We start from the raw sequence: 12,520 nt of genomic DNA on the forward strand, positions 1-12,520 counted from the left end.
GTTGCGTTCTGTACGGCGTGGCTGCGCCCGACCGAAAAATGCGCGTGGCATTGGAGACCGCGGACCGATGTGTTTCACGTGAAACATCAGCCATCGCTGCTGCCTGAAAGTGAGTGCGTGGCTCGTTCTCATCCGCTGGCCACTGATGAGTGAGCTGCCACCAACCTGTGAATCAAGGCGTCTGCTCTCGTCCTGAAAGGGCTCGACAGGGCCTCCAGCCAGATCCGAGCGGAGTGCGGGGCACCGCCGGAAGCGCGGTGTCGTAACGATGACCGCAGGCAGCGGTGTGACACCACGGGTGGCACGCATGCGAGACCGTTTCACGTGAAACATCCCGCCCCGTCCATCCAAACCCGAGATTGCGGCAATAGGGCGGCATCCCGCGCGCTTGGGGTTTGCTTGAGGCTACCCAGTTCCCCGTCGACTGGCTCCGAACGGCGATGTTCATCCCGGCGCAGCGTCCGGTCAAGACCGCTCTGCGCGCGTTCGATCGCTCAGTGTTTCACGTCAAACATCGCCCAGTCTGGCGCCTGCGCATCATTCGCTCGGTTCACTTCCCATCCGGACCTCGACTGCTGGGAAGGAGGCCGTTCTATTCGGCACCATCGCCCGATCTCAGAACACTCTAGTCAGTCGACAATCATCGCGTCCCGCTGCCGCCGGAGCGAGAGCCTACAACGGGCGATTGCGCCCGTCGACTCCACTGCGGCACGCATCGGTGGGTAACGAAGCCGGTGCATCATGAGGCTCGTCTCTCCGTTCGGAGCACTGGTGTCCAGAACGGCGTCGATCGTGGTCCGCTGATGCGCCTTCTCTGAGCAGTCCAGCGCCCCACGCGAGCGCATAGTCGGGCCTCGATCACAGCTTGCACGACGATCTCCGTCCGTTATGTGCGAGTCGACGCCGGTCACTTGGGGAGGCAGCGAACTGGGATGCTCGTCCACCGTCGGGGGAGTGGGGTCCGTCCTTCGCGTCATCCCCGACGCGCACGGAGCTCGCCCAGAGCATTCTGATGCAGCAGACACGTGCAGCGTCCGCGAGCTCGGCGGTCACTGGTCAAGCCGCGTTCCCGGTGGGTCCCCGATCGACGCTCAGACAGCATCTGAATTCCGACCCGCTCCAGCATGGCGATGGCCAACGCGCTTCACGACGCGATCCCTGTCGTAGACGGGCGCGGGAAGGCGGGGCTCCCTGTGCGCCGCGTACTGGTGCAATGCGGCGGATCTATCGGCCGGCGACATACGCGATGTTTCACGTGAAACATGGACTGTCATTCAACGCCTCGGACCTCGGCGTTATACCCGTGGACGTGGACCTGACGCCTCGCCAAGTGGCCAAGAGTTCCTCGGATCCGACGGGGCTCAGCACTGGACACCCGCGGTGCTCGTGGGGGCTCGAGAAACATCTATCCGTGTCGGAAAGGTGAACGCCTTCACCGGCATCTGGCCCCGTGATCTCGTGCGCCGATACTCCCGAAGTGACGTCACTTCGGTGCTCTCACGTTCTCGAGCCGAAGAACTACGGCACTGGTTCGCCACCCTCACGCATGACCTGGCCGAGTCGCAGCGACGCGACCCGCACAGCCACTCGCGCGCTCTCCTGTCTGCGCCCATCGCGGGGTAGTCGCGGCGCAGCAAAGCGCGGGCGCCTCAGCGTGTCGGACGACGCCGATCTCTGAGCCGCGCAGAAGCCGGAGTACGCCGCGACCGTCTCTCGATCCATGCAGGGGAGCATCCACCGGAGCGGAGGGTACGGCGTCGTCCGACCTTCCCAGTGCGCTGTCCCGCCACCGATGCTGCAGCCAGTGCGCATGAAAGTGCTCCCGACCGCATCTGGGCGCGGCTGCGACAACACACTTCGCCGCGCGGTGCATCTCCCTGCACGACATAGGTCCGGCACGAAAGACGTCGCGGCACGACGTACGTCCCCGCACGTCGCACCGCCCAGCACATCGCATTAGCCGGCACACACGACCGGCACGGTGGCTCCGGGGGATGGCCCCTTCGAGCCGGGCCGAGCCTCGATTGCCCGGAATGGCACTCGTCCGGATTCGACTACTTCGGTGTCGCCTTCCATGCACCGTCAACTCCATGCCGAGCTCTCTACGCAGCGGCGACCTCCACACGAGACGCCGAGTGGTTCTGCGGGGCGCGCGTCGGCCTATTGTGCACCGTTCGGCTGGCACCGTGCCGGTCGATGACGGCCGCGGTCAGTGAGTCCGCGACCGTGAGGAGATCACGTCCTCATCCGAATCAGCCGCCGGACCACGTCGCCAGTCCACGGGAGGCATCTCATCACAACCCACCCTCCGTCACGTCGATCCCTCCGGCGAGACGGCTTGTTGGGAGAACGACTGGTTGAGACCAGGGCTGTAGCGAAGCAGGCCAGACTCCCGGCGGCTGACCGAGTCATCTCTGACCGCGGTAAGTCAGGGCACCGCCATCGCTCATTGCGCAAGCCTCCCACCTCCCGTGAAAGGCGTCGCGCGGATCAAGCCGCACACACTTGCGCCGCCCGCACAGGACCGACCATTCGGAAGGTTCAAGACGCCCCGCTGGAACCAACGTCTTGGGCAGAGGCAACCGAAAGGCCAGCCCATACCGACCGATCCGCGTGTCGGGCCGAAACTACAACCCAGTCCAACGGGGAGCGCCTGGGCGCGCAGCAATGGGCGGGGGAGCGTCCCGACCGTTGATTCTCTGCCGCGATTCCGCGCCCGCGAGACGAGAGCTAGGCGATGTGCTCATGCGGGATCAACCCGACACCGACGCTCTCTCCTGCCACCTTCTCGACCCGAACTTCAATGTTTCACGTGAAACACACACGGGCCGGTTCAACAGCAAGCCAGAGAGTCGAGATGCTTCACGTGGAACACGAGAGTGACACCGCATACCCGCGCCTGCTGGTCACCTCTCGCTGACCCCTTAGCCTCTCCCTGCAAGCGCGCGCCCCACACGGGCTTCAACCAAGCGCAGATCACGTCACCGTCCGCCCCCGTACTCGATGCCATGCAAGATGATCGTTCTACTCTGGCCGCCCCGAAATACTCTGATGGTCACAACCGAGTTCCCGTGCGCCGCTCCAAAACCCGGTGCACGGTGCACAACGCTGGCCCAGGCCCACACCCCGGTCAGGGGAGCGTCGAACACCGACTTGCGGCTCACGCCCAGACCTCCCCGGGCCCCACACACGACGACCGCGTCGAGCTGGCTCCACAGCCCGTGAGCCGCCACCTCACGATCGTCACCGTGCATCACGGGATCCCACCCATCGTGGGGCACGTTCACATGTGCAGGATCATTGGGGCAGCGAGAGGCTCGAACGAATCCGCCTACGCTCGTGAAACTGCGAACACCGTGGCGTACGCAGCGACATCCGGACCAGACCCGGACCCCGCTTCGTGCGGGTCATGACAACGGCCCCACGTTCTCGCAACTGGTCAGCACGTTCCCCACCCGTACGCGAAATGCACCAGGGCATTCGCCCGAGCCACCATCACACTCTGTAGCAGCAAGAACGGTCGACGCCTCCGAACTCCACCGCACACGGCAGACGCGCTTCGTGAGGTCTCGTTGTCACGCCCGCGCAGTAGATCCATCCCAGTCCGCGGATCTTCAGATCGATACGGTGCCCCGTTCCGTCTCACCGTCGACGAGACTCGATTCCCACAGGCCTCGTCGCAGGCTCACCGAAGAGGACGACCATGTCCGCAGAGCTCTCGCCTTAACTCGGACTCGAGCGCGTCCTCCCACCTCACGACGTTCCGCGCACGCGAACCGGTCGTGCGAGCGAGGGAGGACGTGACGTGGTGAACAACGTCGGCGAACGCGGACGCAATGGTGCCTTGTCTGGCATCCAGAAGAAGACACGTCTCTCACGAGGCGCACGGCGGCAGCAGATGAACGCTCCACGCGCACCCCATCTGACAGAAGTCATCCGGCGCGATATGCGTCAGATGCACCCGTCCTTGCCGACCTCATCGTCGCCCAGAGGACCATCGCGCCGCCCACCTTCCTACACCCACCACTATATTCACCTGAATAGATTGGGGAATGATGGTGCGAACGCTGGCTCCCCGCAAGATGTCTCGGTCCGGCCGCAGCCCTGGACCATCGTGCGTAGGCACGCACCGAAGACAGCCCCTGGCGCTGCCCGAGACCACCACACCGCCACCGTGGGGAAAGGGCACAAACTCGCGTCAGCGTCGTCTCTGACGACCGCCGTGTCCGCTCCTCACTCCATACCCGCCACGGGCGCACACCATCCGTGCTGCACCCGCCGCGCACACCCGCGCGCTCGTGCGTGGGCTCTCAGCGGCGTCTGCAGCCCCTCAGAGCCTCCACGAACGCTAGCGCGAGACGGTGGCCAAGAAGACGCGCGTGGGCTCGTCGAGCACACCCTCGCCCACGACCTCGACCGAGACGTCTGTGAGGCCGAGCTTACGAACCTGTTTGGCGGCCGATTCGATCTCCGCGCCCACGCTGGCTCCCTTGAGGAACACCAGCCTCCCACCAGGGCGGACCAGGGGAGCGGTGAAGGGCAGGAGGGTGCGAAGCGCACTGACGGCTCGGGCGGTCACCACGTCGAAGATGCGCCCGCGGGCCCACTCTTCGGCGCGCATGCGCTCGACCGTCACGTTGTCGAGCTCCAGCTCGGCGACCTGCTCGGTCAACCACGCCGTACGGCGCTCCATCGGTTCGATGAGCGTCCATTCGACGTCGGGACGAGCGATGGCGAGCACGAGACCGGGAAGGCCGGCGCCCGAACCCACATCCACCGATCGCCCGGAGAAGTACGGCGCCGTGATCGCGCTGTTCAGGACGTGGCGGGTCCACAGCCGCGGAACTTCCTGGGGGCCGATGAGACCCCTCTCTTCGCCATGCTCGGCGAGAGCGGCGACGAACTGCCGCGCACGGTCGATGCGGTCGCCGAACAGCGCGACCGCTGCCGCCGGCTCAGGCTCGAGCTGTTCCGGCATCCTGATCAGCCGCGTCGCAGCACGGTGTGGCGGTCAGCGCCCTCACCGAACGACTCAGAGGTGTAACCGCGGTCCGCGGCGATGTCGTGCACCAGTTTGCGCTCGTAGCTCGACATGGCCGGCAGGGACGCCTGTGTGGCACCCTCGTTGATCCGCTCGATCGCCAGGTCGACGAGGGCTTCGAGCTGGCGCTGACGCGCGTCACGCGAACCGCCGATGTCGAGGATGAGCCGAGAGAATCGCCCCGTCGAGTTCTGCACGGCCAAGCGCGTCAGCTCCTGCAGGGCCTGAACGGTGTCGGGGTGCGAGAGCGTCGAGAGGGCCTCCGCGTCATCGGCCTCGACCGACACGTAGGCACGCCCCCCACGTACATCGAGGGCGAGGTCGCCCTCGATGTCGGCGATGTCGAGGAGTCCCTCGAGGTAGTCGGCAGCGATGTCGCCTTCTTGCTCGAGCTGCTCCTCGGTGGCGGCGGTCTGTTCGGGTGCGATCTGATCGGACGTCGTCATCGTGATCTTTCGGGTCGTCAGGGCGCGGGGGACGAGCCGGGCGTGCCGGCCGATCCGCTCGCCGTACCGGTGTTCTTCGTGGTCTGCTGCTTCTTGGCGCGCTGCTTGCCCACGGGCTGCTGCCGCTTGGGCTGCGCTGCACGCACACGCTCGGCCTCTTCGAGAAGACGCTGCTGCTCGGCCTGGTACTTCTCGATCGGAACGACCTTTCCGGTCGCATCGATGGCCTTCCCCTTGCGCGCGAGACGCTCCTCACGAGCCTTGGCCGCGTCAGATCCGGGTGTGGGCATCTCGCGGATGACCACGAACTGCTGGACCATCGTCCACAGGTTGCTGACGAACCAGTAGATGACGACACCGAGCGGGAAGAAGACACCCGAGAAGATGAAGGCCAGCGGCAGGATGTACAGCATGATCTTCTGCATCTGGTACGCCTGACCGGTCTTGGCCTCGGGCGACAGGTTCTTCGAGATGATCTGCAGCTGCGTGAAGAACTGCGACCCGATCATGAGCACCACGAGCGTCAGCAGGATGGCGACGGTGACCTGGCCGTCGGCCTGACCCCATGCGGTGACGAGGTTGACGTGCATGGATGCCACGTCGAACAGGCGCGCGTCGTAGAACTCGGTCGTCAGCTCGGGGGTGAGCAGTCCGACACCGCCGACGCCGCTCGCGGCGTGCTTGGAGACGTCGTTCAGAACGCTGAAGAGCGCGAAGAAGATCGGCATCTGCACCAGGAGCGGCAGGCAGCTCGACACCGGCGTCGTGCCGTGCTTCTTGTACAGCGCCATGGTCTCGCGGCTCATGGCCTCGCGAGAGAGCTGGTCCTTCTTACCGCGGTACTTCTCCTGCACCTTGCGCAGCTCGGGAGCGATCTCCATCATCTTGCGCTGGCTCTTGATCTGCTTGACGAAGAGCGGGATGAGGGCCGCGCGCACGATGAGCACGAGTCCGACGATCGACAGCACCCAGGTGATGCCGGCGGCGGGAGCCATGCCGAACGCCGTGAACAGGGAATGCCAACCGACGAGTACGAGCTCGACAGCCCACTTGAGGGGCCAGAGAAGGGTCCCAATGAGATCGAATTGCACGATCAGTCCTTTCGGGAAGGCACGACGAAACCGTGCGGAGTGAGTTCGTGGCGGAAGGCGCGGTGCGGACGGACATCGTCGATGCCCCCCTGAGCCCAGGGATGACAGCGTGCGAGACGGGCCGCGGTGAACGCGACGCCCTTGACGAGTCCGTGTTGTTGCACCGCTCCCACCGAATAGGCGGAGCATGACGGGTAGTACTTGCACACGTCGCCGTAGACGTGCGAGATCGTCGCTCGATACGCGTGCAGCAGGGCGAGCCCTGCATTCCGGGGGAGGAGGGGGAGGGATGCCAGGACGGCGTCCGGTGCCAGGCGACCGGCCCCGGTGGCCGATGTCGGCAGTGTCGACGCACTCATGCGACGGCCTTGCGTTGCAGACACCGCACCACATCGGCGCGAAGTGTCGCGTAATCCACGGTCGCCGCGGACGGCAGAGCGCGGATGACGATAGAGGCGCCCCCGTTGATGGACGGGAGCGCCTCGGCGCACACCGCTTTAAGGCGGCGGCGAATGGTGTTGCGGGTGACGGCGGAGCCGACCTGTCGGCTCACGATGAAGCCGAAGCGAGGCGAACCACTCTCAGCCGACGATCCGACGTAGGTCACGGTGTGCGCTCCGGCACAACGAGAACCCCGTCGGACTGTGGTTTTGTAGTCCGATCCGCGGGTGAGTCGGTTCGGCTTCGCGAGCACCTGGTGGGTCAGGCCGAAAGCTCGGTGCGGCCCTTGGCGCGACGCGCCGCGAGGATGCCGCGGCCGGCGCGGGTGCGCATGCGGGCACGGAAGCCGTGCTTCTTGGCGCGGCGGCGGTTGTTGGGCTGGAAGGTGCGCTTGCTCATGGGTCACTCCGGAGGTGATGTCGCCCGATGCTCTTCTGCCGGGGACGGGGGTCGGGACTGCCGTATAGGCATAAGTCAACCGACTAAGGCTACGTCGAGCGGGGCGTTAACTCAAACTGGGAAGCCGACCGCTCATTATCCCCAGGCTCCGTCCACAAGCGTGGCAAAGACACGCGGCCGGGACTTACAGTGGATTTTGCTCCTCGAGAGCCGCGAACTAGCGTGGCCCCCGGAGTTATCCACAGGTTCGACGCGACTCGTCGATCGCCGTCGCGTCTAGATCCCGGAGGGGATATGTCTCTGCACGAAGTACCGGATGTTCCCGTCTGGTCCGCCGTGCTAGACCATCTTCTCACCGACGATCGGGTCACCCCGCAGCTGCACGGCTTCCTCAATCTGGCGGTGCCGCAGGGTGTGATGGGCGGGACCCTCTACCTCGACGTCCCCAACGACCTGACCGCGGCGCAGTTCAACAAACGCATGCGCGCGTCGATCCTCGAAGCGCTCGCTCAGGTGCAGGGGAGTGACCCGGAAGTGGGCACCTTCCGCGTCGTGGTCAATCCCGACCTCGTCGAATCCCACCGCACCTCGTCCCGTGACGATGACCGGCCGTCGTCATCCGGCCCCGCCGTCTCTGTGCACGCGGCCGTCATCGAACAGGCACCGGAGCCGATCGTGCCGGCGTCTCGGAACGACACCCGCCTGAACCCGAAGTACACCTTCGACAATTTCGTCATCGGGCAGTCGAACCGTTTCGCGCACGCCGCTGCCGTCGCGGTCGCCGAAGCACCGGCCAAGGCGTACAACCCGCTGTTCATCTACGGCGACTCCGGCCTCGGCAAGACGCACCTCCTCCATGCCATCGGCGACTACGCGGCCAGCATGTACGCGGGCATCCGCGTGCGGTACGTCTCGAGTGAGGAGTTCACGAACGACTTCATCAACTCGATCGCGAACAACCGCGGCTCGGCGTTCCAGGCGCGGTACCGCGAAGTCGACATCCTGCTGATCGACGACATCCAGTTCCTCCAGGGTCGTGCCGAGACGCAGGAAGCCTTCTTCCACACCTTCAACACGCTCCACGACCACGACAAGCAGGTCGTGATCACCAGCGACCTGCCGCCGAAGCAGTTGACCGGATTCGAAGACCGCATGCGCAGTCGCTTCGAGTGGGGACTCATCACCGATGTGCAGGCCCCCGACCTGGAAACGCGCATCGCGATTCTGCGGAAGAAGGCGCAGAGCGAGCGACTGCTGATTCCCGACGACGTGTTGGAGTACATCGCCACCGTCGTCTCGTCGAACATCCGTGAGCTCGAAGGGGCGCTGATCCGCGTCTCGGCCTTCGCCAGCTTGAACAGGTCGACGCTCGACATGTCGCTGGCCCAGACCGTGCTTCGCGACATCATCGATCAAGACGATGCCAACGTCATCTCGCCGACCGACATCATCACGGCGACGGCGCAGTACTTCAAGCTGTCGGTCGACGACCTCTACGGCTCGAGCCGTTCGCAGGCCGTCGCCACGGCTCGACAGATCGCGATGTACCTGTGCCGCGAGCGCACGAGCCTGTCACTGCCGAAGATCGGGCAGCTCTTCGGAAACCGCGATCACACCACCGTCATGTACGCCTACAAGAAAATCAGCGACCTCATGAAGGAGCGCCGCTCCATCTTCAACCAGGTGTCGGAGATCACCAGCCAGCTCGGCCGTATGCGCTGAGCGCTCCTCTCCCGTCAGGGCTCGTCCACCATCGTGGGCGAGCCCTTCGCGCGTTTTCGGTCCGGAAAATCGCGCACACGCCTCCGTACGAGTGGTTCCCGACACAGTTCTACACAGTGTGGAAAACCTGTGGATAACTCTGATTTGCTGCGGATGACTTGTGTACGAACGGGGCTTGCCTGTGGAGGAGGGCTCGACCGCACTCCCTCGCGTCGCTGTTAACTGCCCAGGCTGTCCGCAGCGCGTCCACAGTTAACAACGGTGTAGTTCCCAGCTGTTAACACGCATGTCGGAAGTTATCCACAGTCTCCACAGTGGTTAACAAGATGAAGATCCTTTTCCCTTTGTTAAGAGAGATTCGATGACCTTGCCGTGCCAGGTCCGTCGTCGGCTCGCCGGAAGCGTGGGGCTAGCATGGGTAAGCCGTACCCGCCATCAAGGGAGCATCCGTGAAGTTCCACGTCAATCGTGATGTGTTCAGCGAAGCCGTCTCGTTCGTGGTCAAGCTCCTGCCCCAGCGAAACCCGCAGCCGATCCTGGCCGGTGTGCTCATCGAGGCCGGGGACCAGGGTCTGACCCTCGCCGCCTTCGACTACGAAGCCTCCGCGCGCACCACCATCGAAGCCACCGTCGACGAGCCGGGCACGATCCTGGTGCACGGCCGACTTCTGAACGACATCGCCAGCCGGCTCCCCAACGCTCCGATCCAGATCACCGTCGACGACGACGGCGGCATCCTGCTCACCTGCGGCTCCGCACGATTCACTCTCGCCTCCATGCCCGTGCAGGAGTACCCGGCGATCCCCGAAGTGAGTGGAGAATCGGGCCTCGTCCCGGCCGACGAGTTCGCCACGGCCATCGCACAGGTCGCCTTCGCCGCCTCGCGCGACGACGTGACCCCGGTGCTCACCGGCGTGCAGCTCGAGGTCACGGGCACCCGCCTGAGCCTCGTCGCCACCGACCGCTACCGCGTGGCCCTGCGCGAGATCCCCTGGGACGGCGGTTCGGCGGCCTCAGACGAACCCACGTCGGCCCTGGTGCCGGCCCGCACGCTGCAGGAGGTCGGCAAGACCTTCGCGCACGCCGGCGACATCTCGATCGCCTTCTCGGGCTCGGGAGATCGCGAGATCATCGCGTTCTCGTCCGGCAACAAGACGGTGACCTCGCTGCTCATCAAGGGCAACTTCCCCCCCGTGCGCCGCTTGTTCCCCGCGCAGACCGAGCACCACAGCGTGGTCAACACCGCCGAGCTCGCCGAGGCGGTGCGCCGCGTGGCGCTCGTCCTCGACCGCTCCGCTCCGCTGCGCTTCACCTTCGGTCCCGAGGGCGTCTCGATGGATGCCTCCGGCACCGAGCAGGCGCGCGCGACCGAGTCGGTCGACGCCACCCTCGTCGGCGACGAGGTCACCCTGGGCCTCAACCCCCAGTACCTGCTCGAGTCGCTCGGTGCCGTTCGCAGCGAGTTCACGCGCATCACGTTCACCTCGAGCGACAACGCGAACAAGCTCAGTCCCGTGCTGGTCACCCCGCAGACCTCGGTCGACAAGGGCGGCGAGGGCTCGTTCAAGTACCTTCTCCAGCCGAACCTGCTCCTGCGCTGAGATCGGGCTCCGGTCGTCGTGTCGGAGGCGACGGGTAGTCTGACTCGGTGATCGTGGAGCAGCTCGGACTGAAGGACTTCCGCAATTACGCGGTCGCCGATGTCTCGCTCTCCGCGGGCGCGAACGTCTTCATCGGTCGCAACGGGCAGGGCAAGACGAACCTGGTCGAGGCGGTCGCCTACCTCGCCATGCTCGGCTCGCACCGCGTGTCTCACGACGCACCGATGGTGCGCGACGGAACGGATGCCGCGATCGTGCGCGCTCGTCTGGCACACGGTGAGCGCACGGTGCTCCTCGAGCTCCAGCTCAACCGCCAGGGTGCGAACAAGGCTCGGGTCAACGGCGTCAACGTCCGCACCTCGGAGTTGCCCCGGTACGCGCAGGTGGTGCTGTTCGCCCCCGAAGATCTGCAGATCGTGCGCGGTGACCCGTCCGCTCGGCGTCGGTTCGCCGACCAGCTCATCGTGCAACGGACTCCTCGCATGGCCGCGGTGTTGGGCGACTACGACCGCGTCCTGCGGCAGCGCAGCGCCCTGCTGAAATCGGCGCGCGCCCGCGGGGTGCGCGGCGACGCCCTCAGCACCCTCGACGTATGGGACGACAAGCTCGTCACCCTGGGCACCGAGGTGATCGAAGCGCGCATCGCGCTGGCATCCGCCCTCTCCCAGCCCGTGGCGCACGCCTACGAGGCCATCGCGGGCGACGACCACCGACCACGGCTCACGTGGGCGCTGTCGGTGGGCGGGGGCGACCCCGAAGAAGACGACGCCATCGAGACCGCGGGCTCGGCCCTTCCTCTGGCAGAGCAGTTCCGAGCCTCGCTGGCCGCACGCCGTTCGGCCGAACTCGAGCGCGGACTCACCCTGGTCGGCCCGCACCGCGACGACCTCGTACTCGAGGTGCGCGGCCTCCCGGTGAAGGGCTACGCCTCGCACGGCGAATCCTGGTCGATCGCGTTGGCGCTCCGACTCGCCTCGGCCGAGCTCCTGCGTGCCGAGTCACGGCTCGGAGACCCCGTGTTGATCCTCGACGACGTCTTCGCCGAGCTTGACACCGGGCGCCGCGCCCGCCTGGCCGAGTTCGCGGCGGGCTACGAACAGGTCATCGTGACGTCGGCCGTCGAAGAAGACGTCCCGCCCGAGCTGCGCGCCCACGTCGTGCGGGTCGAAGCCGGTCAGATCCGTGAGCCCGGTGATGAGTGACGAGGGCGAGCTGCCCGAGACGGTGGCGACGTACCTGCGGCTGCGCGGACTCGAGCCCTCGCCGTATCGCAAGAAGAAGCGTCGGCGCCGGGTGGACGACGGCGAGAACGCACCGTTCACGCCGGGCCGTGATCCCCGGGGACTCGGCGATGTGCTGTCGGGCCTCACTCGATCGGCGGGCTGGGAGCCCCAGCTGTCGCGAGAGGACCTCGTGCGCAAGTGGGACGAGGTCGCCGGTGCCGAGACGGCGGCGCATACCCGCCCGGTGGCTCTGGATGCCGGCACGCTCACGGTCCAGGCCGATTCGACGGCGTGGGCGAAGCAGCTCCAGTTGATGCGCGCGCACATCCTCTCGGAGATCATCCGACGCTTCCCCGACGCGGGGGTCGAAGCCATCCGGTTCGTAGGGCCGGACGTCCCCTCTTGGAAATGGGGCCCCAGAGCCGTTCCAGGCCGCGGTCCGCGCGATACCTACGGCTAGGCCATGGTCGATCCCGCCTCGGTCCGATTTATCGCCGTGTAGGGGCGTACACGCCATTTTCGCGAGCCCCACGCGGTAGGATGGAGCTTCCGACGA

The 12,520-nt window shown here is 65.9% G+C and carries 10 protein-coding genes; 4 read left to right on the plus strand and 6 right to left on the minus strand.

The window, feature by feature from the left end; translation table 11 throughout:
* Positions 1 to 4,348: 4,348 nt before the first annotated feature.
* The 6 genes from rsmG to rpmH are packed head-to-tail and all read right to left on the minus strand — an operon-like array spanning position 4,349 to position 7,418.
* Positions 4,349 to 4,978, minus strand: coding sequence for a 16S rRNA (guanine(527)-N(7))-methyltransferase RsmG (rsmG, locus tag IFU19_RS02600; RefSeq protein ID WP_055832337.1), 630 nt, complete (start codon positions 4,976 to 4,978; stop codon positions 4,349 to 4,351).
* 5 nt (positions 4,979 to 4,983) lie between these two features.
* A complete protein-coding gene (locus IFU19_RS02605) occupies positions 4,984 to 5,487 on the minus strand; it encodes a Jag family protein (RefSeq protein WP_055832334.1) in 504 nt (167 codons plus the stop codon).
* Positions 5,488 to 5,504: 17 nt separating this feature from the next.
* Positions 5,505 to 6,578 (minus strand): membrane protein insertase YidC, encoded by a 1,074-nt coding sequence (gene yidC / locus IFU19_RS02610; protein WP_156458668.1) that lies wholly within the window; start codon positions 6,576 to 6,578, stop codon positions 5,505 to 5,507.
* 2 nt (positions 6,579 to 6,580) lie between these two features.
* Complete coding sequence (yidD, locus tag IFU19_RS02615) at positions 6,581 to 6,937, minus strand: membrane protein insertion efficiency factor YidD (RefSeq protein WP_055832332.1); 357 nt, start codon at positions 6,935 to 6,937, stop codon at positions 6,581 to 6,583.
* Positions 6,934 to 7,272, minus strand: coding sequence for a ribonuclease P protein component (rnpA, locus tag IFU19_RS02620; protein WP_055935199.1), 339 nt, complete (start codon positions 7,270 to 7,272; stop codon positions 6,934 to 6,936). Before rnpA ends, yidD begins: the two co-directional genes overlap by 4 nt.
* 8 nt (positions 7,273 to 7,280) lie before the next feature.
* Positions 7,281 to 7,418 (minus strand): 50S ribosomal protein L34, encoded by a 138-nt coding sequence (rpmH, locus tag IFU19_RS02625; RefSeq protein ID WP_013584598.1) that lies wholly within the window; start codon positions 7,416 to 7,418, stop codon positions 7,281 to 7,283.
* Positions 7,419 to 7,835: 417 nt separating this feature from the next.
* Here rpmH and dnaA point away from each other — a divergent pair, with 417 nt between their 5' ends.
* The 4 genes from dnaA to IFU19_RS02645 all read left to right on the plus strand — a co-directional run bounded on the left by dnaA (position 7,836) and on the right by IFU19_RS02645 (position 12,424).
* On the plus strand, positions 7,836 to 9,140 hold the full coding sequence (dnaA, locus tag IFU19_RS02630) for a chromosomal replication initiator protein DnaA (RefSeq protein WP_432734282.1): 1,305 nt from the start codon (positions 7,836 to 7,838) through the stop codon (positions 9,138 to 9,140).
* A gap of 449 nt (positions 9,141 to 9,589) precedes the next feature.
* On the plus strand, positions 9,590 to 10,741 hold the full coding sequence (dnaN, locus tag IFU19_RS02635) for a DNA polymerase III subunit beta (protein WP_055832327.1): 1,152 nt from the start codon (positions 9,590 to 9,592) through the stop codon (positions 10,739 to 10,741).
* 47 nt (positions 10,742 to 10,788) lie between these two features.
* Positions 10,789 to 11,943, plus strand: coding sequence for a DNA replication/repair protein RecF (recF, locus tag IFU19_RS02640; protein ID WP_192012855.1), 1,155 nt, complete (start codon positions 10,789 to 10,791; stop codon positions 11,941 to 11,943).
* A complete protein-coding gene (locus tag IFU19_RS02645) occupies positions 11,936 to 12,424 on the plus strand; it encodes a DUF721 domain-containing protein (protein ID WP_055832323.1) in 489 nt (162 codons plus the stop codon). Before recF ends, IFU19_RS02645 begins: the two co-directional genes overlap by 8 nt.
* The last annotated feature ends 96 nt before the right edge of the window (positions 12,425 to 12,520 follow it).

This window comes from Microbacterium sp. CFBP 8794, assembly GCF_014841235.1.
In the GTDB taxonomy this organism is placed as follows: domain Bacteria; phylum Actinomycetota; class Actinomycetes; order Actinomycetales; family Microbacteriaceae; genus Microbacterium.